Origin of the sequence: Actinomadura viridis (assembly GCF_015751755.1) — a bacterium.
Classification (GTDB): Bacteria; Actinomycetota; Actinomycetes; order Streptosporangiales; family Streptosporangiaceae; genus Spirillospora; species Spirillospora viridis.
This window is the reverse complement of sequence record NZ_JADOUA010000001.1, coordinates 6,212,992-6,236,058: the sequence shown is the minus strand read 5'-3', so window position 1 is coordinate 6,236,058 and position 23,067 is coordinate 6,212,992. Positions and strand designations below refer to the sequence as shown.

The 23,067-nt window shown below is 74.2% G+C and carries 22 protein-coding genes; 21 read left to right on the top strand and 1 reads right to left on the bottom strand.

All coding sequences use genetic code 11. From position 1 onward, the window contains the following. Positions 1–30 precede the first annotated feature (30 nt). From IW256_RS28210 to IW256_RS28170, 9 genes are all read left to right on the top strand, one after another. Positions 31–603 carry a TetR/AcrR family transcriptional regulator gene (locus tag IW256_RS28210; protein WP_197013830.1) on the top strand — a complete coding sequence of 191 codons (573 nt, stop codon included), beginning with the start codon at positions 31–33 and terminating at the stop codon, positions 601–603. A 323-nt stretch (positions 604–926) separates the two neighbouring features. Then, positions 927–1,892: an ABC transporter substrate-binding protein gene (locus IW256_RS28205; RefSeq protein WP_197013829.1), complete on the top strand. Its 966-nt coding sequence runs from the start codon at positions 927–929 to the stop codon at positions 1,890–1,892. After that, a complete protein-coding gene (locus IW256_RS28200) occupies positions 1,889–2,734 on the top strand; it encodes an ABC transporter ATP-binding protein (protein WP_197013828.1) in 846 nt (281 codons plus the stop codon). Before IW256_RS28205 ends, IW256_RS28200 begins: the two co-directional genes overlap by 4 nt. Next, positions 2,724–3,545 (top strand): ABC transporter permease, encoded by an 822-nt coding sequence (locus tag IW256_RS28195; RefSeq protein ID WP_197013827.1) that lies wholly within the window; start codon positions 2,724–2,726, stop codon positions 3,543–3,545. Before IW256_RS28200 ends, IW256_RS28195 begins: the two co-directional genes overlap by 11 nt. A 17-nt stretch (positions 3,546–3,562) precedes the next feature. Then, entirely contained in the window at positions 3,563–5,578 is a 2,016-nt protein-coding gene (locus IW256_RS28190) for a hydantoinase/oxoprolinase family protein (protein WP_197013826.1), read from the top strand. A 5-nt stretch (positions 5,579–5,583) separates the two neighbouring features. Further along, a complete protein-coding gene (locus IW256_RS28185) occupies positions 5,584–7,185 on the top strand; it encodes a class I adenylate-forming enzyme family protein (protein WP_197013825.1) in 1,602 nt (533 codons plus the stop codon). Then, entirely contained in the window at positions 7,182–8,543 is a 1,362-nt protein-coding gene (gene purB, locus IW256_RS28180; RefSeq protein ID WP_197013824.1) for an adenylosuccinate lyase, read from the top strand. The genes IW256_RS28185 and purB overlap by 4 nt, the downstream gene beginning before the upstream one ends. Beyond that, positions 8,540–9,388, top strand: coding sequence for an enoyl-CoA hydratase/isomerase family protein (locus IW256_RS28175; protein ID WP_197013823.1), 849 nt, complete (start codon positions 8,540–8,542; stop codon positions 9,386–9,388). Before purB ends, IW256_RS28175 begins: the two co-directional genes overlap by 4 nt. Beyond that, positions 9,385–11,010, top strand: coding sequence for a thiamine pyrophosphate-binding protein (locus tag IW256_RS28170; RefSeq protein ID WP_197013822.1), 1,626 nt, complete (start codon positions 9,385–9,387; stop codon positions 11,008–11,010). Before IW256_RS28175 ends, IW256_RS28170 begins: the two co-directional genes overlap by 4 nt. 17 nt (positions 11,011–11,027) lie before the next feature. On the opposite strand, the gene IW256_RS28165 is transcribed toward IW256_RS28170, so the two are convergent. Beyond that, a complete protein-coding gene (locus tag IW256_RS28165; RefSeq protein ID WP_197013821.1) occupies positions 11,028–11,858 on the bottom strand; it encodes an IclR family transcriptional regulator in 831 nt (276 codons plus the stop codon). Positions 11,859–12,061: 203 nt separating this feature from the next. On the opposite strand from IW256_RS28165, the gene IW256_RS28160 reads away from it, so the two are divergent. The 12 genes from IW256_RS28160 (at position 12,062) to IW256_RS28105 (ending at position 23,016) form a co-directional block, all read left to right on the top strand. Next, entirely contained in the window at positions 12,062–14,104 is a 2,043-nt protein-coding gene (locus IW256_RS28160; protein WP_197013820.1) for a hydantoinase B/oxoprolinase family protein, read from the top strand. Then, positions 14,101–15,147, top strand: coding sequence for a DODA-type extradiol aromatic ring-opening family dioxygenase (locus IW256_RS28155; RefSeq protein WP_197013819.1), 1,047 nt, complete (start codon positions 14,101–14,103; stop codon positions 15,145–15,147). Before IW256_RS28160 ends, IW256_RS28155 begins: the two co-directional genes overlap by 4 nt. Beyond that, positions 15,140–15,973 carry a DODA-type extradiol aromatic ring-opening family dioxygenase gene (locus tag IW256_RS28150; RefSeq protein WP_197013818.1) on the top strand — a complete coding sequence of 278 codons (834 nt, stop codon included), beginning with the start codon at positions 15,140–15,142 and terminating at the stop codon, positions 15,971–15,973. Before IW256_RS28155 ends, IW256_RS28150 begins: the two co-directional genes overlap by 8 nt. Before the next feature lie 82 nt (positions 15,974–16,055). Then, positions 16,056–16,349 carry a BMC domain-containing protein gene (locus IW256_RS28145; RefSeq protein WP_197013817.1) on the top strand — a complete coding sequence of 98 codons (294 nt, stop codon included), beginning with the start codon at positions 16,056–16,058 and terminating at the stop codon, positions 16,347–16,349. A gap of 15 nt (positions 16,350–16,364) precedes the next feature. Further along, positions 16,365–16,691, top strand: a complete 327-nt coding sequence (locus IW256_RS28140; protein WP_197013816.1) for a BMC domain-containing protein — start codon at positions 16,365–16,367, stop codon at positions 16,689–16,691. Continuing rightward, the gene (locus tag IW256_RS28135; protein ID WP_197013815.1) at positions 16,691–16,957 is read left to right on the top strand and encodes a EutN/CcmL family microcompartment protein; all 267 of its coding nucleotides are present in this window, start codon (positions 16,691–16,693) and stop codon (positions 16,955–16,957) included. The genes IW256_RS28140 and IW256_RS28135 overlap by 1 nt, the downstream gene beginning before the upstream one ends. 56 nt (positions 16,958–17,013) lie before the next feature. Further along, positions 17,014–18,579 (top strand): 2-hydroxymuconic semialdehyde dehydrogenase, encoded by a 1,566-nt coding sequence (locus tag IW256_RS28130; RefSeq protein WP_231403959.1) that lies wholly within the window; start codon positions 17,014–17,016, stop codon positions 18,577–18,579. Continuing rightward, on the top strand, positions 18,579–19,352 hold the full coding sequence (locus tag IW256_RS28125) for a 2-keto-4-pentenoate hydratase (protein ID WP_197013814.1): 774 nt from the start codon (positions 18,579–18,581) through the stop codon (positions 19,350–19,352). Before IW256_RS28130 ends, IW256_RS28125 begins: the two co-directional genes overlap by 1 nt. Next, entirely contained in the window at positions 19,349–19,807 is a 459-nt protein-coding gene (locus tag IW256_RS28120; RefSeq protein WP_197013813.1) for a RidA family protein, read from the top strand. Before IW256_RS28125 ends, IW256_RS28120 begins: the two co-directional genes overlap by 4 nt. 441 nt (positions 19,808–20,248) lie before the next feature. Then, the gene (locus tag IW256_RS28115; protein ID WP_197013812.1) at positions 20,249–20,794 is read left to right on the top strand and encodes an EF-hand domain-containing protein; all 546 of its coding nucleotides are present in this window, start codon (positions 20,249–20,251) and stop codon (positions 20,792–20,794) included. 202 nt (positions 20,795–20,996) lie between these two features. Further along, positions 20,997–22,085: a cytochrome P450 gene (locus tag IW256_RS42860; protein WP_197013811.1), complete on the top strand. Its 1,089-nt coding sequence runs from the start codon at positions 20,997–20,999 to the stop codon at positions 22,083–22,085. Between the two features lie 58 nt (positions 22,086–22,143). Further along, positions 22,144–23,016 (top strand): SAM-dependent methyltransferase, encoded by an 873-nt coding sequence (locus tag IW256_RS28105; RefSeq protein WP_197013810.1) that lies wholly within the window; start codon positions 22,144–22,146, stop codon positions 23,014–23,016. Positions 23,017–23,067 lie beyond the last annotated feature (51 nt).

Below are 23,067 nucleotides of genomic sequence, written 5' to 3'. Positions count from 1 at the left end.
GTACGTCCAAAAGTGTTAGGCTCCAGGCCCATGGGACAACGCGACGACCTGCTGGCCGGGGCCAAGGCGTGCCTTGCCGAGAAGGGCTACGGCCACACCACGGCGCGCGACATCGCCGCCGCCTCCGGTGCGCACCTTGCGTCCATCGGCTACCACTTCGGGTCCAAGGACAACCTCATGAACGCCGCCGTCCTGGAGGCCACCAGTGAATGGGGCGACACCATCGAGGCCGCCGTCCGCAACGCGGGTGAGGGGACCCCGGCGCAGAAGGTGCGGGCCGCGCTGGACGAGCTGTTCGCGGCCGTCCCGCGCGAGCGTCACCTGCTGATGGCCAGCGTGCAGGCGTACGTCGAGGCCCTCTTCTCCGAGGAGATCCACCACCCGTTCGCCGAAGGCGCCGAGCGTGCCCGTAGGGAGCTGGCGGCCATGGTCCTGGGCGTGGACGCCGAGGACATCGGCGCCGATGCCGTACGGGGGCTCGGTTCCCTGCTGCACGCCATGGTCGTCGGCTTCATGCTCCAGTCCCTGCTGTCCCCGGAATCCATGCCGACCGCGGCCGAGGTCCTGGACGCCGCCCGCACCCTCACCGCCGGGGAGGACTGACCGCTCGCGACGGAAACCCGATCGACCGTCCCGCCCCACAGGGCCCCGCCGGCCAAGCCCCCGGTGGTGTCGGGCCCGGACCGGTGGCACGGAAGGCGGGCGGGGAGGCACGGAGCCTCCCCGCCCGCCTTCTTCGCGTCCTGGGAGATGCCGCGCGACGGAGGCCCACGGCGGCCTGTCCATAAATACGCGCAGGTCGCGCTAGGTATTCGAATTTCGGTCGCACATAGTCTGCATGCCTTGACGATGCACCCAACTCGGCACTACCGTCCCACTATGAGCAACTAGGATCATAATGTGGTCCAATGTGGGAGGGAGGGGCCATGGCGGGACGCGGATGGCGGATCGCGGTGGTGGCTCTGCTGGCGGCCGGGGGGCTCGTGGGCTGCGCGGAGAACAAGCAGGCCGACGACGGCGCGGGCGGCGCGACGGCCGGAACGGGCACGGAGATCGGCTTCGGGGTGGGGGTCGACCCGGCCTACTCGCCGATCTACCTCGCCGACCAGAACGGGCTGTTCAAGCAGGCCGGGCTGCAGGTGAAGGTGAAGCAGTTCCAGGAGGGGACGGGCGGCCTGGACGCGATCCTGGCCAAGCAGGGCCAGGTGTCGGCCAACACCGAGTCCAGCATGCTCAACCGGGCCGCGCGCGGGAACCTCAAGGCGCTGGCGGTGTTCTCGCAGTCGCCCGACTTCATCAAGCTGGTCGCCCGCAAGGGCGTCGACGACGTGAAGGACATCAAGAAGTACGGCGTCGTGGCCGGTACGGTCAACGAGTTCGCCACCAACAAGGTGCTGGCGGCCAACGGGATCGACCGGGACTCGGTCGAGTTCGTCAAGTCCTCGCCCGCCGAGATGCCGGCGCTGCTCGGCCGCGGCGACATCGACGGCTACATCATGTGGGAGCCGTGGCCGAGCCGCGGTGTCGCGGGCGGCGGCAAGGTCCTGCTGACCAGCGGCGACGTGGGTTACGTCTACAACCTGGTCATCACCGTGGACGGCGGCTGGTACGAGGCCAACAAGGACGAGGCCGCGTCGCTGGTGAAGGTCATCGGGCAGGCGTGCGACCAGATCACCGGCGACGCCGGGCTGGCCGGGACGGCGACCGAGAAGGCCATCAAGGTGCCTTCGGCCGAGGCGCGGACCCTGCTCAAGGGCGTCCAGTGCAAGGTGCGCGACTTCACCGCCGACGACGTCAAGCGCTACGGCGAGATCAGCGAGTTCCAGCGGCAGAACAAGATCGTCGACGCGAAGGTCGACGTGGACTCGATCCTGGTGCGGGGGGTGGCGTGACGGCCGCCCCGTCCGCCCGGTCCGCCTCCGGCTCGGAGGTGCGCGTCGACGAGGTCGACATCGCGTTCGGCGACTTCCCGGCCGTCAGCGGTGCCTCCCTGGACATCCGGGCCGGCGAGTTCGTGTGCCTGCTCGGGCCCAGCGGCTGCGGCAAGTCGACCCTGCTCAACGCCATCGCCGGGTTCGTCGCCCCGGCCGCCGGGCGGGTCCTGGTGGGCGGCCGGCCGGTGACGAAGCCGGACGTCTCCCGCGGCGTGGTGTTCCAGAGCGGCGAGGCGCTGTTCCCCTGGCTGACCGTCCGGCAGAACGTCGTGTTCGGGCCGAAGATGCGGAAGGTCCCCAAGGCGCGGCGGGCGGCGCTGGCCGACCACTACCTGGCCATGGTCGGGCTGTCGCACAGCGCCGACCGGCTGCCCGGCGAGCTGTCGGGCGGGATGCGGCAGCGCGCCCAGCTCGCCAGGGTGCTGGCCAACGAGCCCACCCTGATCCTGATGGACGAGCCGTTCGGCGCGCTGGACGCGCAGACCCGGCAGGTGATGCAGGTCGAGCTGGACCGCATCTGGCGGGAGGCCGGCCAGACGATCGTCTTCGTCACCCACGACATCGGCGAGGCCCTGCTGCTGGCCGACCGTGTCGTGACGATGACCGCCGGCCCGTCCGCCCGGATCAAGGAGATCTACGAGGTCGCGCTGCCGAGGCCGCGCGAGCTGACCGATCCGGACTGTGCCCGGCTGTACCGGCTGCTGCGCGACGACATCGGCGCCGAGGTCACCAAGACGCTGCGAGCCCAGGGCCTGGACGACGGCCACGACCCCGCGATCGGAGGAGACCATGGCCGTTGACATCGAGAAGCCGCTCGCCAAGGCCAAGGCCCGCGGCGGCGGGGCACGGCAGGGGCGGCCCCGGCTCCGGCGGGCCGGGATCTCGGTCCTGTCGGTCCTGCTCGGGCTGCTGCTCTGGGACCTGGTCAGCCGCAACTACACCGCGTTCTTCCTGCCCTCCCCCCGGCTCACCCTGGACGGCGCGATCGATCTGGCGCGGGACGGGACGCTGTGGTCGGCGACCTCCGCGTCGGCCGGCCGGATCCTGTCCGGCTGGGTCCTCGGCGTGCTCGTGGGCGTCCCGATCGGGCTGGTGATGGGACGGATCCAGTGGCTGCGGCTGCTGCTGGACCCCTACATCCAGTTCTTCCGGTTCATCCCGCCGATCGCCTTCGTCACCCTGGCCATCATCTGGCTCGGCCCGGGCGAGGCGTCGAAGGTCGCGCTGATCTTCTACACCAGCGTGTTCATCGTCGCCGTCAACACCCTCGCCGGCGTGCTGTCGATCGACGAGCTGCGGCTGCGGGCCGCGACGTCGCTGGGCGCGAGCCCGTTCCAGGCGCTGGTGTCGGTGGTGCTGCCCTCCACCGTGCCGTACGCGGTCACCGGGGCCCGGCTGGCGATGGGCAACTCCTTCCTCACCATCGTGTCGGCGGAGATCGTCGCCGCGGAGACCGGGCTCGGCTCCCTCATCTGGACCGCGCGCAACTACGCGCGCACCGAGTGGGTCTTCGTCGGGATCGTCACGCTGGGGCTCCTCGGCTACCTGTTCGACTGGGCGCTGCGCTCCGGCACGCGGCTGACGCTGCGCCGGTACGGCGTCACCAGCTGACCACCGAAAGGTCTGACATGCTTCTCATCGGGGTCGACATCGGCGGGACGTTCACCGATGTCATCGTCTACGAACCGGGCGGATCCCGGCTGCACGAGGCCAAGACGCTGTCCACGCCGGACGACCCGGCGCGGGCGATCTTCGAGGGCCTGGCCAAGCTCGGCGTGTCGCTCTCCCAGGCCACGCGGTTCGTCCACGGCACCACCCGGGTGACCAACGCGCTGCTGGAGGGCTCGGGCGAGCAGGTCGCGGTCCTGACGACCGAGGGGTTCCGGGACGTCCTGGAGATGGGCCTCGGGCACCGGCCGCGGCTTTACAGCGTGAAGGAACCGGGCCGTCCGCCGCTCGTCCCGCGGCGGCTGCGCTTCCCGGTCCGCGAGCGGGTCATGGCGGACGGCGGCGTGGACGTCCCGCTCGACCTGGACGGGCTGGACCGCACGCTGGACAGGCTGGTGGAGGAGGGCGCGCCGCGCGCCATCGCCGTCTGCCTGCTGCACTCGTACCGCAACCCGGCGCACGAGCGGGCGGTCGCCGAGCGGATCGCCGAGCGGCACCCGTCGGCGGTGTGCAGCGTCTCCTCCGAGGTGGTCCCCGAGCACGGCGAGTACGAGCGGTTCACCACGACCGTCCTCAACGCCAGCGTCCGCGGCACCGTCAGCGAGTACCTCGGCGGGCTGGGCGACGCGCTGGCCGCCGGCGGCTACACCCGGCCGCTGTCGATCATGACCAGCAGCGGCGGCGTGGTCTCCACCCGCCAGGCCGGCCTGCTGCCCATCAACCTCGCGCTGTCGGGCCCCGCCGGGGGCGTGGCGGCGGGCGCCTACGTCGCCGCGCGCGCCGGGTTCACCAACGTGATCACCTGTGACATCGGCGGGACCAGCACCGACGTCTGCCTGATCAAGGACGGCGCGGCGCTGATGACCAACCACGGCGAGATCGCCGGCTACCCCAACAAGACCTTCCAGACCGAGATCAACACCATCGGCGCCGGCGGCGGCTCGGTGGCCTGGCGGGACGTCGGCGGGGAGCTGCGGATCGGGCCGCGCAGCGCGGGCTCGACCCCGGGGCCCGCCGCGTACGGCCGGGGCGGGCTGGAGCCGACCACCACCGACGCGCACCTGCTGGTCGGCCATCTCGACCCCGACGCCACGCTCGGCGGCGAGGTCGCGCTCCGGCCCGAACCGGCGCGGGCGGCGATGGCGCGGCTGGCGGCCGAGTTCGGATCCCTGACGGAGATGGAGCTGGCGCACGGGATCCTGCGGCTGGCCACGGTGAAGATGACCAGCGCCATCAAGGAGATCTCGGTGGCCCGGGGCCACGACCCCCGCGACTTCGTGCTGATGCCGTTCGGCGGGGCGGGGCCCATGCACGCCACGGCGCTCGCCGACGAGCTGGGGATCGAGCGGGTGCTCGTGCCGCCCGTGCCGGGCAACTTCTCCGCCCTCGGGTTCGTCGCCGCGCGGGCCCGGCACGACTACGTGCGCACCGTGCTGGTGCCCGCCGACGAGGCGGGCCTGGACGTGGTGCGCGGGCTGGTGGCCGAGATGTCCGACGCCGCCCGGGAGCTGATGAAGACCGAGGACGGCGTCGAGCCGGACGAGATCACCTTCGCGCCGTCGGTGGGGATGCGGTTCCGCGGCCAGAGCTTCGACCTCGCGGTGCCCTTCGACACGCTGCCCGGGTCCGCGGAGGACCTGGTGGCCGCCTTCTACGACGCCTATGCCGAGCGCTACTCCTACGCGCGTTCGGGCCATCCCGTCGAGATCGTGAACTGCCGGCTGAGCGCGTTCGGGCCCGCGGCGCCGGTGGCGTTCCCGGCCCCGGACGGCCCGGCGCCCGAGCCGGGGACCACCCGGATCTACGGGCCGGACGGGTGGGCGGAGGCCGCGGTGTGGCACCGCGCGACCCTGCCCGAGGGGGCGCGGATCGAGGGGCCCGCGGTGGTCCGGGAGACGGGGAGCACCACCGTGGTCGGCGCGGGCTGGACGGGCACCGTCGGCGCCCACCGCGACCTGCTCCTCGTTCGGGGGTGATCGCTGTGCCCACCCCCCTGGCGCTGGACGCGCTGATCCTCGAACGGGCCGGGGCCGGCCCGGACCGCCCGCTGTTCGCCTTCCCGCATCCGGTCGGGCTCGTACCGGCCGGGGAGTTCGCGGAACTGGCGGGGCGCGCCGCGGCGTCCCTGGCGGCGCTGGGCGTCGGGCCCGGCGACCGCGTCGCGGTCTGGGCGGAGAACGGGCTGCCCTGGCTGGTGCTGCTGGCCGGCGCCGCCTGGCGCGGCGCCACGCTCGTCACGCTGCATCCGGGATCGGGCGGGAAGGACCTGGCCGACGCCCTGCGGAGGGCCGCGCCGGCCGTGCTGTTCGCCGCGTCCCGGATCAGGGACGTGCCCACGGCCGAGCCGCTGGGCCGGCTGGCGCACCTGCTGCCGGGCACGGACCGGGTGGTGGCGTTCGACCAGGACCGCGGCCGGGACGCGCTGCGCGGCCTGCCCGGCTGGGACGATCCCGCGCCGCCGCCCGCGCTCGACCGGGACGCGCCGCTGAACATCCAGTTCACCTCGGGCTCGACCGGGCCGCCCAAGATGGTCGCCCTGACCTCCGCGAGCCTGGTGCGCAACGCCCGGTGGACGGCGGAGGCGGCGGGGATCGGCGCGGCCGACCGGATCGCCTCGCCGCTGCCGCTGGCGCACGCGGCCGGCCTGGGCAGCGGCGCCGTGCTGGCGCTGGTCACCGGTGCGCTGTGGGCCTCGCCGCGCAGGTTCCGGCCGGACGGGGTGCTGGACCAGATCGTCCGGCACCGGTGCACCGTCCTGCAGGCGGTCCCGACCATGGCCGCCATGCTCGCCGAGCGCGTCGAGGCGGAGCCGGGCCGCTGGGACCTGTCCTCGCTGCGCCTGGGCTTCCTCGGCGGCGCCTTCTGCGGGCCCGATCTGCTCGCGCGTGCCGGGCGGGCGCTGGGCCTGGAGCGGGTGGCCGTGGTGTACGGGCAGACCGAGGCCGGGCCCACCATCAGCCTCGATCCCGATGCCGGGCCGCGGGGGAGGTCCGGCGGGGTGGGCCGTCCCCTGCCCGGAGTGGAGGTCCGGGTCGTGCGGCCCGGGACCGAGACCCCGGTACCCGCGGGCCGGGAGGGTGAACTGCTGGTACGGAGCGGGTCGCTGGCCGCCGGCTACGCCGACGACCCGGCCGCCACCGCCGCGGCGTTCCTCCCCGGCGGCTGGCTGCGCACCGGGGACCGGGCCCGGCTGGAGGACGGCGGCGTGCTGGTCCTCGCCGGCCGCCTCAAGGACCTGATCATCAGGGGCGGCGAGAACGTCGGCCCGGCCGAGGTCGAGGACGCGCTGCTGGAGCGGCCCGAGATCGGCCGGGCCTGCGTCGTGGGGGTGCCCTCGCCGCGCTGGGGCGAGGAGGTCGGAGCCCTGGTCGTCCCGGCCGGGGACGCCGCCGTGGACCCGGCCGCCGTCGCCGCCGGGGTCGCCGCGCGGCTGGCGCGGCACAAGGTGCCGACGCTGATCCGGGTGGTGGGGGAGCTGCCGCTGCTGCCCAACGGCAAGGTCGACGTCCGGGCCGCGCGCGCCCTGCTGGCCGCCGGACCCGCGGCCGGACCCGCCGCCGGACAGGCTGGAGGGACGCCGTGAACCCCGCAGGTTCCTGCTTCCTGGACTCGCTCACCGTCACCAGCTTCTTCGGCAACGACGAGATGCGCGGGATCTTCAACGACCGGGCGCTGCTGCAGTCGTGGCTCGACGTGGAGGCCGCCCTGGCCCGCGGGCAGGCCGACCTGGGCGTCATCCCGCGCCGCGCGGCCGAGGCGATCACCGCCGCCGCCCGGGTGGACCGGCTGGACCTGGGGGCCGTCGCGGCGGGCGCGCAGGACACCGTGCACCCGCTGGTGCCGCTGGTGCGGGCGCTGGTCGAGGCGTGCGAGGGCGACGCGGGACGTCACGTCCACCTCGGTGCCACCACCCAGGACGTGATGGACACCGGGTTCGTGCTGCGGGTGCGGGAAGGGCTGGCCGTCGTCCGGCGGCAGGTCGAGGAGCTGATCCGGCGCCTGCGCAGGCTGGCGCTGCGGTACCGCGACACGGTGATGCCGGCGCGCACCCACGGCCAGCAGGCGCTGCCGACGACGTTCGGGCTGCGCTGCGCGGTGTGGCAGGGCGAGCTCCAGCGGCACCGGGCGCGGCTGGCGGAGCTCGCCCCCCGGCTGCTGGTGACCAGCATGGGCGGCGCGGCGGGGACCATGGCCGGGTACGGGCCGCGGGCGTTCGAGCTGGAACGCGCGGTGGCGGCCGATCTCGGGCTCGGCGTCGCCGACACGCCGTGGCACTCCGCGCCGGACCGGTTCGCCGAATGCCTGCTGGCGCTCGGGATGATCGCGGCCACCGCCGAGAAGCTGGCCCGGGAGGTCTACTTCCTGGGCCGTACCGAGATCGGCGAGGTGTACGAGCCGCAGGGCGGCGGCCAGGTCGGCAGCAGCACGATGCCGCACAAGCGCAACCCGATCCGGTGCGAGGCGGTCATCGCGGCGGCGACCACGCTGCGCGCCCAGGTGCCGGTGGCGTTGCAGGCCATGGTGGCGCAGGACGACCGCGACATGGGCGTCGGGATGACGCTGTGGAAGCTGCTGCCCGAGTGCTTCATCCTCGCGGGCGGCGCGCTGGAACGGCTCCTGGAGGTGTTCGCCGGCCTGGGCGTGAACCCGGCCGGGATGCGGGCCAACCTGGACGTCACCGGCGGTCTCGTGCTGTCGGAGTCGGTGATGCTGCGGCTGGCCTCCCACCTGGGCCGGGAGGAGGCCCACACCCTGGTCCGGCGGATCGTGGCCGAGTGCCTGGAGGAGGGACGGCCGTTCGCCGCCGCGCTGCGCGACGACCCGCAGGTCACGGCGGCGCTGACGCCCGGCGAAATCGACGGCCTGCTGGATCCGCCGTCCTACGTCGGGCACGCGGCGGCCCTGGTCGACCGCGCCCTGCTCAACTCGGAGGCCACATGAACGAGGGCCACATGAACGAGGGCCACATGAACGAGGGCCACATGAACGAGGGCCACATGAACGAGGGCCACATGAACGAGGGGAACGACATGACCGGCGCCATGGACGGACCGGTGACGCTGCGCGTTGACGGCCGGCTGGCCACCGTCACCCTGAACCGTCCCGCCCGCCGCAACTCCTTCGACCTGGCGATGCTGGCCCGGTTCGAGGACGTCCTGCACCGGCTCGGCCGCGAGCCGGGGGTGGAGGTGGTCGTCCTCACCGGGGCGGGCACCGCGTTCTGCGCCGGGACCGACCTGGACGAGCTGGCCACGCTGGACCCGGCGACCACGATGGACGTGCAGCGCCGCACGTCCGAGCTGGTGGAGCGCTGGTACCGCCTGGAGCAGACGACCGTGACGGCGTTCAACGGGCCGGCGATCGGGTCCGGGGCGGTGCTGGGGCTGGCCGCCGACCTGCGCGTGGCCGCGGAGACGTGCTTCCTCACCTTCCCGGAGGTGGGGTTCGGCATCCCGCTCACCTGGAGCGGGATGGCGATCCTGGCCGATCTGGCCGGTGCCGACCGGGCCAAGCGCTGGGTGATGCTGGGTGAGCGGATCGGCCCCGAGGCGATGCTCCGGCACGAGCTGGTGACGCGCGTCGTCCCGCCGGGCGAGGAGCTGGCGCGGGCGGCCGAGGAGCTGGCCGGGCGGCTGCTGGCCGACCCGCCGCTCGGCCGGTCCATGACCAAGCGCGCCGCGCGGGTGGCGGGCCCGCGGTTCGAGGCGGTCGCCGCCGACTCCTACATGGGGGCGCTGAGCGTGGCGCTGCGGCCGGAGGGCGCCTACCGGAAGGCGCGCGGATGAGGGTCTACCAGGCGATCGCCGACGAGCTGGTCGCGCAGGGCGTGGACACCGTGTTCGGTCTCATGGGGGACGCGAACATGTACCTGGTCGCGGACCTGGTCGAGCGGCACGGCGTGCGCTTCGTCGCGGCGCGCGGCGAGAACGCCGCCGTGATGATGGCCGACGGGTACGCGCGGGCGGCGGGACGGTGCGGTGTCGCCACGGTCACGCAGGGGCCGGGGCTGGCCTCGGCGGGCAACGCCCTGACGATCGCGGCCCAGGCCCGTACCCCGCTGGTGCTGCTGGCCGGTGACACCCCGGCCGGTGATCCGCTGCACGTCCAGAACTTCGAGCAGCTGCCGTTCGCGCTGGCCACCGCGGGCCGGTTCGTGCCGGTGCGCTCGCCGGGCACGGCCCGCCGGGACACCGCCGCCGCGTTCCGCGCGGCCCGCGAGGCGCCGGGCCCGGTGGTGCTGAACGCGCCGATGGACCTTCAGGACGCCGAGGCCGATCCCGGTGAGGTCGTCCCGCGTGCCGTTCTCGCGGCGGGCGGGCGCCGGAGCGGGCCGGAGCCCGCGCCGGAGGCGGTGGAGGCGCTGGCGGCGCTGCTGCGGGAGGCGCGGCGGCCGGTCCTGCTGGCCGGTCGAGGGGCCGAGGGGGCCCGGGACGAGCTGGTGGCCCTGGCCGACCGGTGCGGTGCGGTGCTGGCCACGACCCTGATGGCGGCGGGCCTGTTCGCCGGGCATCCCTACGCGCTGGGGGTGGCGGGCGGCCTGGCGCGCCCGCTGACCCGGGAGGTGCTGGGGGAGGCCGACCTGGTGATCGCGTTCGGGGCCGGGCTGAACCGGTGGACGGCCGATCACGGCGCGCTGTTCCCGGCGGCCACGGTGGCCTGCGTGGACGCCGATCCGGCGGCGATCGGGGCGCGCTGGCCGGTCGACGCCGGCGTGGTGGGCGACGCGGCGCGGACGGCCGGGGCGCTGGCCGGGGCGTCGTCCCCCGAGCCGCGGCCGGAGTGGCGGACGCCCGGCCTGGCCGGGCGGATCGCGGCCGCGGACCCGTTCGCCGGCGTGTCCGAGGTCCGGGAGGAGGGGCGCGTCGATCCGCGGACGTTCATGCGGGTCTGCGCGCGGCGGCTGCCCCGCGACCGGACGACGGTGGTGGGGGTCGGTCACTTCGGGGGCTGGCCGAACCTCTTCCTGGACTCGGTGGCGACCGACCGCGCGCTGCTCGCGCCCTGGGAGTTCGGCAGCATCGGGGTGGGGACGGCGTTCGGCGTCGGCGCGGCGGCCGGCCGGCCGGACCGTCCCGTGGTGGTCTTCGAGGGCGACGGCAGCCTGCTCACCTCGCTGGGCGAGCTGGACACCCTCGCCCGTACCGGGCTGCCCGTGCTGGTGGTGGTGCTCGACGACGCGGCGTACGGCGCCGAGGTCCGCAAGCTCGCCCCGCGCGGGGCGGACCCGGGGCTGGCCCGGTTCCCGCCGCGCGATCTGGCGGCGGTGGCCCGCGCCCTCGGCGTCCCCGCCCGCGTGGCCGGGGACGCCGAGGCGGCGGAGGCGGCCTTCGACGCGTTACTGCCGCTGCGCGGGCCGGCGCTGCTCCAGGTCAGGGTGGCGCGCGGGCCTGTCCAGGACCGGTTCTGACCGGTCCCGGCGCCGGGTCAGGTCCCCCAGACCTCGCCCGCGCCGTGGCCGATCCGCCGGGACAGCTCGTCGGCGGCCCGGACCGCCGCCTCGGCCAGCTCGGTCATCCGCGCCTGGTCGAGCCGGAAGATCGGCCCGGACACGCTGATCGAGGCGGTCACGGCGCCCAGGCGGTCGCGTACCGGCGCGGCCACGACCCGCAGGCCCTCCTCGCTCTCCTCGTCGTTGCCGGCCCAGCCGCGCGCGCGGACCTCGGCGAACCGTTCGAGAAAGGTGTCGATGTCGGTGATGGTCCTGGGGGTGAGCGCGGTCCAGGGCGCGTCGGCGAGCAGCGCGCGGATCTGGTCGTCGTCGTGGTCCAGGAGGAGGGCCTTCCCGGCCGCGCTGCACCACAGCGGGATCCGCCGGCCCAGCCGGGAGACGAGCTGGACGTTGCGGGTGCCCTGGACGACGTCGATGGAGATGGCGTCCAGGCCCTCGCGGACGGCCAGGTTGACCGACTCGCCCTCGACCTGGGCCAGGTCGCGCAGCAGGGGCCGGGCGACGGCGGGCAGGTCGAGCCCGGCCAGGAAGCGGGCGCCCAGGTCGAAGACCGTGACGCCCAGCCGGTACATGCCGGTCTCCTCGTTGCGCTGCAGGAACCCGGCGTCGGTCAGGGCGCGGAACAGCCGGCTGGCGGTGGACTTGTGCAGGCCCAGCTCCCGGCTGACGTCGCTGACCTTGCGTTCGGGGTTGTCGGCCGGGAACGCCAGCAGGATCTTCAGGGCACGGTCGAGGGCCTGGGTGCCCGACTCCCGGCCGGTCTCGCCCTGGGGGCGTTCGCCGACGTCATCGGCGGTGTTCGTCATCTTGCCTTCTCCTCCTCGGGGCTGCTAGGTTTCATAATATAGAGCTAGACCCACATAGTGAAACACCTTTGAATCTCTGAATCTCTGAACCTCCGAGTCCCTGACTCTCAGAGTGCGACTCCCGCGGCCCGATGGCCGACTCGGTCCCCCGTACGAGGGGACGACGGCGCGCCGCCACGAAGCCCGACCTGCGAGGTCCACGCATGACGTTGAATCCGATCCATCTGGAGATCATGACCGAGGGTCTGGTCTCGATCGTCCGGGAGATGCGGCAGACGATCTTCCGTACCGCGCACTCCCCGGTGATCGCCGACGCCCAGGACTTCTCCTGCGCGCTGTTCGGCCCCGGTGGCGAGATGGTCGCGCAGGGCCGGGACATGCCCGGCCACGTCGTGGCCATGCCCGCCTCGGTCGCCGAGATCTTCGCCGACCACCGGGACGCGATGCGCCCCGGCGACGTGTACATCGTCAACGACCCCTACCGGGGCGGCAGCCACCTCAACGACGTCACCCTGATCAGCCCCGTCTTCCTCGACGGCGAGCTGTTCCTGTTCCCCTGCGTGCGCATGCACTGGGCCGACATCGGCGGGATGACCCCCGGCAGCGTGTCCGGCAAGGCCACCGAGATCCTCCAGGAGGGGCTGCGGGTGCCGCCCATCCGGCTCATGGAGGCCGGCGTCGAGAACCACGCCGCGTTCGCCCTGCTCTTCGCCAACGTCCGGATGCCCGACGAGCGCCGCGGCGACCTGGAGTCGTGCATCGCCGCCTGCCGCACCGCCGAGCGCCGGCTGCGGGAGCTGGCCGGCCGGCACGGCGCCGGACCCATCATGGACTGCGTCGCCGCCAACATGGACCGTACCGAGCGGCGGCTGCGCGACCGGATCGCCGAACTGCCCGACGGGACCTACCGGTACGAGGACTACCTCGACCTCTACACCGGCGGCGAGTACGACGCTGCGCTGGTCCGCTGCTCCCTCACCGTGCGCGGCGACCAGATCATCGCCGACTTCCGCGGGTCCTCCCCCCAGGTCGCCGCCGTCGTCAACTCCTCGCTGGCCATGACCACGGCCGGGGTCTTCATCGCCGTGAAGTCCGCGCTGGACCCCGGCGGCATGGTCAACCACGGCGCCTTCCGCCCCCTCACCGTGCACACCGACCCGGGGAGCGTGGTCCACGTGACCTACCCGGCGCCGGCCAACGCCCACAGCGAGGTCCGCAAGAGGGTGATCTCGGCGGTCATGGCGGCGCTCAGCCAGGTCGCGCCGGACCTCGTCGCAGCCGACCAGTTCGGGACCACGTTCCAGAACCTGATCGGCGGGGTGGACGCCGCCACCGGGCGGCCCTACCTGTACTACGACTACCCGGCCGGCGGCAACGGCGGCTACCTGGAGTCCGACGGCCCCAGCGCGATGAACCCCGTCGACCTCGGCGACATCTCCACCATCCAGTCGGTCGAACGGCTGGAGGCCGAGATCCCCATCCTCGTCGAGAGCTGCGAGCTGCGCGAGGGGTCCGGCGGCGAGGGCCTGCGCCGCGGCGGCCTCGGCGCGCGCCGCGCGACCCGGCTGCTGGCCTCCTCCGGCGCGTACTCGGTGCAGACCGACCGGACCACCGTGCCCCCCTATGGCCTGTCCCTCGGCGGCCCCGGCGCCCCCACCGGCACCCACGTGCTCAGCGGCGGCGAACGCCTGGACTTCGACACCCCGGGCAAGGTCTCGGGCCACCACCTCGGCCGCGGCGACGTGCTGGTCATGGAGTCGGCGGGCGGCGGCGGATGGGGCGACCCGCTGGAGCGCGACCCCGCCCGCGTCGCCGACGACGTGGCCCAGGGATACGTCGGCGCGGACACGGCCCGCACCCGCTACGGCGTCGTCCTGGACGCCACGGGGACCGCCGACCCGGACGCGACCCGCGAGCTGCGCGAGCGGCTCCGCCGCGAACGCGGCCACCTGCGCGTCACCGCCACCGGCCGCCCGCCCTTCACCGGGCGGCGCGGCTCCCGGCGCCTGGTCTACCTCGCCCCTGACACGGACCTGCCGGAGGGCTCGCTGATCGAGCTGCACGGACGGTGCCCGGCGCCGCTGCGCGCCTGGGTCGCCCACGATCCCGCCCTGGCCCCCGGCCAGGCCGCGGTCGGCGCCGACGCGCTGGAGATCCTCGGCATCGCCGAGGGCGGGCGGTGCTACCCGCGCGTCCTCACCCGGCCCGGCGGCGGCCCGGCCGCGCAGCGGGGAGGCCGGCGATGAGCAGGGTCTTCCACGTGCCGCCGGTCCCGGGCGAGGGCAGGAGGGCCGTGCCGCACGCGCGGTCCGCGGCGTACTCGCGCTCCGGAGAGCCCGCGCGTTCCGGGGAGCACGCGGGGCAGGCGCCCGGCGGCGGACCGGCCCGTACCGGGATCGTGGCCGGCTACCTGAGCCCGCACCCGCCGCACCTGGTGTACGCGGAGAACCCGCCGCAGAACGAGCCGCGCTCCCAGGGCGGCTGGGAGGTGCTGCGCTGGGCGTACGAGCGGCTGCGGCACCGGATCAGGCACGTGCACCGGCCGGACGTGCTGATCGTGCACGCGCCGCACTGGATCACCATGGTCGGCCACCACGTGAACTGCGTGCCCAACCCCAAGGGCGTGTCGGTCGAACCGATCTTCCCGCACCTGTTCCGTTACCACTACGACTTCCGGACCGACGTGCCCCTGGCCGAGGCGATCGCCGACGAGGCCGGCGCGCTGGGCCTGGTGACCAGCAAGCTGCGCGAACCGGGCGTCCGCGTCGACTACGCCACCATCGGCGCGCTGCACATGGTCAACCCGGAGTGGGACATCCCGGTCGTCTCGCTGTCGGCCAACAACAACCCCTACTTCTACTCCGAGGCGTCGCTGGGCGAGATGGAGGTCCTGGGCGAGGCCACCCGGCGCGCGATCGAACGCACCGGCAGGCGCGCCGTGCTGCTGGCCTCCAACTCGCTGTCGCACCTGCACTGGCACGAGGAACCGCCGGTGCCCGAGGACATGGAACGCGAGCACCCCTACAACGACCACCAGTACCGCTGGGACATGAAGCTGCTGGAGGCCGTCCGGCGCGGGCCGACCGCCCCGCTCCGCGAACTGATCTCCGAGCACATCGAGGCCACCGCGTCCGAGACCAAGGCCGGCAGCCTCACCTGGATGCTCGCCGCGATGGGCTGGCCGCCCGTGGCCGGGGACGTCCTCGGCTACGGGACGATCATCGGCACCGGCAACGCGGTCGTGGAGTGGACGCCGAACGGGGACCGCGAGGGGGACCACCATGGCTGACCCGGCCGCCGACGCCGCCGTGCTGGTGCCCGGCATGCCGCACCTGCTGGCCGAGGAGCCCGCGCCGGCCTGGGCGGAACTGGCCGGCGCCGTACGGGAGGCCGGCGCCCGCCTGCGCGCGCTGAGGCCCGACGTCGTGCTGCTCCTGTCCACCCAGTGGTTCACCGTCCTGGGGCACCAGTTCCAGTGCGACCCCAATCCCCGGGGGCGGCACGTGGACGAGAACTGGTACGCCTACGACTACGGGCGGCTGGACTACGACCTGCGCTTCGACGTCGAGTTCACCGAACGCTGGGCCGCGGCGGTCGACGCCCGCGGCATGCAGGCCCGCCGTACCCGCTACGAGGGCTTCCCGATCGACACCGGCCTGATCGTGACCTCGCGGCTGCTGGACCCGGACCGCACGCTGCGCTTCGCCCAGGTGTCGTGCAACCTCTACGCCGGCGCGGACACGCTCGCCGAGGTCGGCGCGGCGGGGGCCGCGGCGGCCGCGGACGCAGGCGTGCGCGCCGCGGTGGTCGTGGTGTCCGGGCTGTCCTCGGGGCTGATCCAGGAGTGGATCGCACCGGGGGAGGACCGCGTCGCCGACCCCGCCCACGACCGGTGGAACACCCGGATGCTGGGGCTGCTCACCGAGGGGCGGATGGACGAGGCGCTGGCCGCCCGCGAGGACTTCGCCCGGCAGGCCCAGGCCGACAGCCAGTTCCGCGCCCTGGCCTTCCTGGCCGGGACCGGCGCCGCGCGGGGCCGTGCCGACCTGCACGCCTACGGGCCGCTCTGGGGCACCGGCGGAGCCGTCCTGTCCTGGAACCTGCCCGCCGCCTGACCCGGCCGGCCCGTACCCCACCGCAGACCGCAGAGACCGAGCCACCAGACCCGAAAACCATCGAGACCCGTAAGGAGCACCCATGCGCAACGTCGCAGCGGGATTCATCGAAGCCGAGGGCTTCGTCCCGATCTTCGACGCCGTCGACGCCATGGTCAAGGCCACCGAGATCGAGGTGACCGGCGTCGTCCGGCTGGGCGGCGGCATCGTCGCCGTCGCCGTGCGCGGCGACCTGGCCACCGTGGAGGAGGCCGTCGACCTGGGCGAGGAGGTCGCCCGCGCCAAGACCGGCCGCACCGTCAAGTCCATCGTGTTCGCCAGCCCGTGCGACGCGGTCCAGGCGCTCAACGCCGACCCGCGCCTGCTGGGCAACTAGCCAAGGAGAGTCCCGATGTCCTCAGAGAACGCGATCGGCATCGTCGAGACCCGCGGCGTGGTCGCACTGTCCGCGGGCGTGGAGGCGATGATCAAGACCGCGGACGTGCGGTGCGTCGCGATCGAGCGGGTGACCAGCGGCTACCTGGCCGCGGCGGTGCGGGGCAGCCTGGCCGCCGTGCGGCAGGCCGTGGCCGCCGGCGAGGCCGCCATCCGCCAGCAGGGGGAACTGCGCAGCTCGCAGGTCTACCCCAAGCCCGACCCCGCCACCGCGGCCCTCCTGGACGCGCCCGAGGCGGCCCGCATCCGCGAGGTCATGGCCGCCCTGAGAGGGGACGGCTGATGCTGCTGGCCGAAGTGGTCGGCAAGGTCTGGGCCGACCGGATCCTGCCGCCGCTGCGCGGCCGGCGGCTGGTCCTGGTGCGGGAACGGCCGGACGGCCCCGAACGCGTCGCCGTCGACCTGCTGGACGTCGGCATCGGCAGCCTCGTCCTGGTCACCACCGACGAGGCCGCGGCGGCGGCCACCGGCGAGGCGACCTGCGACGCCGCCGTGGTGGGGCTCATGGCCGCCCCCTCCCGCGACGACGGGCTCGTCCGCCCCGACTGACCGCCGGTGACGACCAACGGCGCGCCGGGCGCGCCGCGACCAGAAAGCTGTGTTCCATGACCTCCATGCTGACCGGGCCGGCGCTGAGCCCGGACCTGATGGCCGGACGCCCGGCCGGCGGGCCGGGCCGGCTGCGCAACTACGTGGGCGGCCGGTTCCTGGACGACGGTCCCGCGTTCGACAAGGCCAGCCCGGTGACCGGTGAGGTGATCTGGCGGGTGCCCGAGGCCGGCGCCGGCACGGTCGACGCCGCCGTCGGGGCCGCCCGCGCCGCGCTCCGCGGCCCCTGGGGGCGGATGGGCGAGCAGGAGCGGGCCGGCGTGCTGCGCCGGATCGCCGACGAGCTCGAACGGCGCTTCGACGACCTGGTCCTGGCCGAGGTCGCCGACACCGGAAAGCCCGTCACCCAGGCGCGGACGCTGGACATCCCGCGGGGCGCCGGCAACTTCCGCGCCTTCGCCGACCTGATCGCCGCCGCCCCCGCCGAGTCGTTCACCACCGTGACCCCCGGCGGCGGCCGGGCCCTGAACTACGCGCTCCGCAAGCCGGTCGGTGTGGTCGCGGTGATCGTCCCGTGGAACCTGCCGCTCCTCCTGCTCACCTGGAAGGTCGCCCCGGCGCTGGCCTGCGGCAACGCCGTCGTGGTCAAGCCCTCGGAGGAGACCCCGGCCAGCGCCACGGTGCTGGCCGAGGTGATGGCCGCCGCGGGCGTCCCGGACGGAGTCTTCAACCTCGTCCACGGGTTTGGCCCGGGATCGGCGGGCGAGTTCCTCACCCGGCACCCGGACGTCGACGCGATCACCTTCACCGGGGAGTCGGCGACCGGCGCGTCGATCATGCGGGCGGCGGCGGACGGCGTCAAGGCGGTCTCGTTCGAGCTGGGCGGCAAGAACGCCGGGCTGGTGTTCGCCGACGCCGACCTGGACGCGGCCGTGGCCGGGTCGGCCCGCTCGTCGTTCACCAACGGCGGGCAGGTCTGCCTGTGCACCGAGCGCCTGTACGTGCAGCGGCCGGTCTACGAGGAGTTCGTGGAGCGGCTCGCCGCCCGCGCCCGCGCGCCGCGGTTCGGATGGCCGGGCGACGAGGGCACCGCGATGATGCCGATGATCTCCGCCGGGCATCGCGACAAGGTCCTCGGCCACTACCGGCTGGCCCGCGACGAGGGGGCCACGGTGGTCGCCGGAGGCGGGGTGCCCGCCTTCGGGGACGCGCGCGACGGAGGCGCCTACGTGGAACCCACGGTGCTGACCGGGCTGCCGGCCGGGGCCAGGACCAACCGCGAGGAGATCTTCGGGCCGGTCTGCCACGTCGCCCCCTTCGACACCGAGGAGGAGGCGTTCGCGCTGGCCAACGACAGCGACTACGGGCTGGCCGCCACGGTGTGGACCCGGGACGTCAAGCGCGCGCACCGGGCGGGAGCCGCGCTGGACACCGGGATCGTGTGGGTCAACACCTGGTTCGTCCGCGACCTGCGCACGCCGTTCGGCGGGCTCAAGGCGTCTGGGGTCGGACGCGAGGGCGGCGCGCACTCCCTGGCCTTCTACTCGGAGCTGACCAACGTCTGCCTGGACCTCTCGGACGACCCCGGCGAGGACGGCCACGGCACCGGAGGGGAGGCGTGATGACGCTCGCCGAACTGGCCGAACGGCTCGACCGGGCCGCGCTGACCGCCGCGGCCGTCGCCCAGCCCGCGGACCTGGAGGTGGGGGACGCCTACCTGGTGCAGGGCCTGTCGATCGACCGCCGCCGGCGGCGCGGCGAGCGGGTCGTCGGCATCAAGATGGGCTTCACCAGCCGCGAGAAGATGCGCCAGATGGGCATCGAGGAGACGATCTGGGGCCGGCTCACCGACGCGATGCGGATCCCGTCCGGCGGGACGCTGCCGATGGCCCGCCACATCCACCCGCGGGCCGAACCGGAGATCGCGTTCCTCCTGGGCCGGGCCCCGGACCCGGACGAGCCCGCCGCCTCCCTCGCGTCCGCCGTCGAGGCCGTCGCCCCGGCCATCGAGATCATCGACTCCCGCTACGAGGACTTCCGCTTCGACCTGGCCGGCGTCATCGCCGACAACGCGTCCTCGGCCGCCTTCGTCCTGGGGGAGTGGCGGCCGTTCAGCACCGGCCTGGCGATCGCCGGCCTGGACGTCGCGCTGGAGCTGGACGGGCGGGTGGCCGAGTCGGGGTCCACCGCCGCGATCCTGGGCGACCCGCTGCTCGCGCTGGCGGCGGGTGTACGCCTCGCCGCCCGGTACGGGCACCCGCTCACGGCCGGTGACGTAGTGCTGGCGGGGGCCGCCACCGCCGCGGTGCCGCTGCGGGAGGGCGTGCGGGTCACGGCCCGGGTCGAGGCCCTCGGCCCGGTCTCGTTCCGCGCCGTCGCCGGGGACGGGTCGTGACGCGCCCCGCCCCCGGGCTGATCCCGGGCAAGGCCACTCCGCGCGGGCGCTTCCCCCACGTGCGGGTGGCGGGCGGGCTGGTGTTCGTCTCCGGTACCAGCAGCCGCCGTCCCGACAACACGATCGAGGGCGCCGCCGCCGACGCCATGGGCACGGCGACGCTCGACATCCGGGCGCAGACGCGTGCCGTCATCACCAACGTCCGCGACATCCTGCGCGCGGCCGGGGCCGACCTGCCGGACCTGGTCCAGGTGACCACCTACCTGGTCAACATGAACGATTTCGGCGGCTACAACGAGGTGTACGGCGAATACTTCGACGAGCGGGGCCCCACCCGCACCACCGTCGCCGTCCACCAACTGCCCCACCCGCATCTCCTCCTGGAAATGCAGGCCATCGCGGTTCTGCCGGACCCGGCGGAACAGGCCGGCCGGCGCGGTGCGGCCTTCCCCTAGGACGACTCCCTCCGCGGCCTTTCCGGTATTGCGACGTTGATTCTGCGCACATTGCATTTGACGTTCGCTGTATGACGAGGATGGCAGCGCATCGCGGGCGTACGGCCCGGGATGTTCGGGATTATTCCGGCTGGAAGGAGGAGCTGGACAGTCGCCTCTTACCGTGCGGTCAGTTTGCTTTACTCATCGTGTTGACGCCCATGGTCGCTGTGATATTCATGGAGTGCGCGGCGCCGTGGATTCGAAATGGGAACGTGGGCCATCTCATTTCTAATTCCCGGGCGCGTGGCGGGCGGCGATGATTCATCGCCCGCCGCGAATGGACATGCCGCCCGGACGTGTTCCGGTTCCCCCCGGGCCGGAGCGGCGCCGCGCGACGTCGGGCGGCCGGCCTCGTGGAGCGGGAGGCCGGCCCCATGCAGGCACGATGAAGGAGGCACCATGGTGGACGCGATCATCGAGCGCAGGGCGGAGCACTGGTTCGGCCTGGTGGACGTCGACGGGGACGGCGCGATCGAGCACGCCGACCTGCAGGCGCTCGCGAGGCGGATCGCCGAGCGCCTCGGCAACGACATGTCCTCGGCGCAGGGCCGGCAGATCAAGCGGGCCTACGAGCGGGCCTGGGAGACCATCGCCGAGGCCCTGGACGCCGACCACGACCAGCGGATCAGCCGCGCGGAGTTCGTCTCCTTCATCGAGGGGCACGCGGCCGGCGAGGCCGCCGACACGCTGCTGCGCCCCATCGCCGAGGCCGAGTTCGCCGCCGCCGACACCGACGGCGACGGCCTGCTGTCCCGCGCCGACTACATCAAGCTGCTGAAGGCGTCGGGCCTGTCGGCCGAGGACGCCGAGCACGGCGCGGCCAACGTCGACCTCGACGGCGACGGGCGGATCGACGTGGAGGAGTACGTGCGGATGTGCCGCGACTACTTCGCCGCCGGCGGCGCCCGTCCCGGAGCGGGCGAGGTGTTCGGGGCCGCCCTCTGACGCGCGGGCCGCGGTGAACGAGACGGCACGGGCCCGGCCGCCGTCCCCGGCGGCGGCCGGGCCCGTCACCGGTGCCCCAGAAAAGGGAGAGGCTCGAATGCGCGCCGAAGGCTGCCCGGTCGGATTTCCCTTCGGAGAACCCCGGGAATTGTCCGTGCACCCGCGTTACGCGGAGGCCAGGGCGGACGGACGTCTGCTGAAAGTGAGACCCCCTTATGGCGGGGAGGCGTGGCTGGCCACCCGGCACGCGCATATCCGGGCCATTCTGGCCGACCCCCGGTTCACCCGTTTCCCGCCCGAGGGGTGCGACGAGGCCAGGCTGACCCGGACGGTGATCCGCGACCCCATCGCCGGGCGGGACAGGGACGAGCACACCCGCATCCGCCGGTTCCTCGCCCACGTCCTGAGCTTCAACGCCGTCCGGCTGAGGAGGCTCCGCGAGAACGTCCGCGCCCATGCCGAGGCGCAGGCCGCCCAGGTCCTCCGGCAGGGGCCCGGCACCGACCTGTGCGGCGCGTACGCCGAGCCCGTCAGCCTGCTGTCGTGCTACGACGTCTTCGGGATCTCGATCGCGCGGCAGGAGACGTTCGCGCGCTGGTTCGAGGGCTTCGCCGACCCGGGCATGGACGCCGCCGAGATCGCCGGGCGCCGCGACGAGGTGCTGCGGTACCTCGGCGAGGAGGTGGAGGCGCGGCGCCGCGCGCCCCGCGACGACGTCCTCACCCACGTGGCCGAGGCCATCGACGCCGCCGTGCTCGGCGAGGACCTGCTCTACGAGATCCTGCTCGAGCTCATCCTCGTCTGCGACAACGTGGCCATCGAGTTCATGGGCGTCCTCTACCTCGTGCTCGCCGACGCCGCGACGACGGCCGCCGTCCGCCGCGACCCGGGGGTGCTGCCGCGCGTGGTGGAGGAGTGCCTGCGCCTGGTCCCCTTCCCCTCCGAGGTCCCGTTCGCCCGGCACGCCGCCGCGGACGTGGTCGTCGGCGACACCCCCGTCCGCGCCGGCGACCAGGTGCTGCTGGCGTACGCGTCGGGCAACCGGGACGCCGAGGTGTTCGCCGACCCCGACGCGATCAGGCTCGACCGCCCGGCCGTCCCGCACCTGTCGTTCGGCCACGGCCCCGCCCACTGCCTGGGGGCGCCGCTGGTCCGCGTGATCATGCGGGTGGCGCTCGGCGTCCTGCTGGAGCGGATCCCCGCGATCGGGCTCGCGGTCCCCCCGGAACGGATCGCCTGGCGCTCCGACCTGCTGCTGCGCCGCCCCGAGAGCCTGCCCGTCACCTGGTGATCCGGAAACCCGGCGCCCCCGGCGCCGAGCACGACCGCGACGACGAGGGGAGCCGACCATGACGACCGGCGACGAGACCGCCGTACGGCCCGCCACGGCGGACATCGGCCGCTCCTACGAGGACATGGCCGGCCTGACCGAGACCATCGGCGGGCCGGACCTGCACTACGGCTACTGGGACGGCCCGCGGGACCCGGCGGCGGTCCCGGCCGCGACCCGGCGGCTGACCGACCTGGTGGTCGGGCGGCTGCGCGCCGCGCCCGGCGACCTCGTCCTGGACGCCGGCTGCGGCAACGGCCTGGCCGCGGTCCGGATCGCCGAGACCACCGGCGCCCGGGTGGTCGCGGTGGACGTCAACCCCGCCGCCCTGGAGCGGGGGCTGCGGCACGCGTGCGAGCACGGCGTGGAGGGCCTGGTCGAGTTCCGCCGGGCGGACGCGCTGGCGCTCCCGTACGGCCACGGGACCTTCGACGCGGTGCTGGCCTTCGAGATCACCCCGCACTTCGAGCTGCGCCCCCTGCTGGGCGAGCTGACCCGGGTCCTCAGGACGGGCGGCCGCCTGGTCCTGGAGTCGCCCTGCCTGCTGGAGCCCGTCGGCGACCCCGAGGCCGCCGCGCGCGTCCGCGCCTACCTCGACATGTTCGCGGCCGGGCACATGCACACCGCCCGGGAGCACCTGGAGTCGTTCCACGACGCCGGCCTGCGCCTGCTGGAATACCTGGACCTCAGCGAGCACACCGCGCCGTTCTTCCCCCGGATGCTCCGCCGCCTCGAACGGCGCCGCGCGGAGCTGGTGACCCGGTACGGCTCCGCGGCGGTCGAGCGCGAGCGGCGCACCATCGCCGGCTGGGCCCGCGTCCCCGGCTCGGGGAGCGTGCTGCTGGCCGGGGCGGCGCCGGACGCGAAGCGGCCTCCCGACGCCCGGGAGTGACTTCACGGTCCCGACAGCGTCCCCGGTCCCTCGTCCCCCGTCCCCCGTACC

Coding starts and splice junctions, on each gene's coding strand:
- IW256_RS28210 (WP_197013830.1), top strand. CDS start 31: ATGGGACAACGCGACGACCTGCTGGCCGGGGCCAAGGCGTGCCTTGCC.
- IW256_RS28205 (WP_197013829.1), top strand. CDS start 927: ATGGCGGGACGCGGATGGCGGATCGCGGTGGTGGCTCTGCTGGCGGCC.
- IW256_RS28195 (WP_197013827.1), top strand. CDS start 2,724: ATGGCCGTTGACATCGAGAAGCCGCTCGCCAAGGCCAAGGCCCGCGGC.
- IW256_RS28190 (WP_197013826.1), top strand. CDS start 3,563: ATGCTTCTCATCGGGGTCGACATCGGCGGGACGTTCACCGATGTCATC.
- IW256_RS28175 (WP_197013823.1), top strand. CDS start 8,540: ATGAACGAGGGCCACATGAACGAGGGCCACATGAACGAGGGCCACATG.
- IW256_RS28170 (WP_197013822.1), top strand. CDS start 9,385: ATGAGGGTCTACCAGGCGATCGCCGACGAGCTGGTCGCGCAGGGCGTG.
- IW256_RS28165 (WP_197013821.1), bottom strand. CDS start 11,858: ATGACGAACACCGCCGATGACGTCGGCGAACGCCCCCAGGGCGAGACC.
- IW256_RS28160 (WP_197013820.1), top strand. CDS start 12,062: ATGACGTTGAATCCGATCCATCTGGAGATCATGACCGAGGGTCTGGTC.
- IW256_RS28155 (WP_197013819.1), top strand. CDS start 14,101: ATGAGCAGGGTCTTCCACGTGCCGCCGGTCCCGGGCGAGGGCAGGAGG.
- IW256_RS28150 (WP_197013818.1), top strand. CDS start 15,140: ATGGCTGACCCGGCCGCCGACGCCGCCGTGCTGGTGCCCGGCATGCCG.
- IW256_RS28145 (WP_197013817.1), top strand. CDS start 16,056: ATGCGCAACGTCGCAGCGGGATTCATCGAAGCCGAGGGCTTCGTCCCG.
- IW256_RS28140 (WP_197013816.1), top strand. CDS start 16,365: ATGTCCTCAGAGAACGCGATCGGCATCGTCGAGACCCGCGGCGTGGTC.
- IW256_RS28135 (WP_197013815.1), top strand. CDS start 16,691: ATGCTGCTGGCCGAAGTGGTCGGCAAGGTCTGGGCCGACCGGATCCTG.
- IW256_RS28130 (WP_231403959.1), top strand. CDS start 17,014: ATGACCTCCATGCTGACCGGGCCGGCGCTGAGCCCGGACCTGATGGCC.
- IW256_RS28125 (WP_197013814.1), top strand. CDS start 18,579: ATGACGCTCGCCGAACTGGCCGAACGGCTCGACCGGGCCGCGCTGACC.
- IW256_RS28115 (WP_197013812.1), top strand. CDS start 20,249: ATGGTGGACGCGATCATCGAGCGCAGGGCGGAGCACTGGTTCGGCCTG.
- IW256_RS28105 (WP_197013810.1), top strand. CDS start 22,144: ATGACGACCGGCGACGAGACCGCCGTACGGCCCGCCACGGCGGACATC.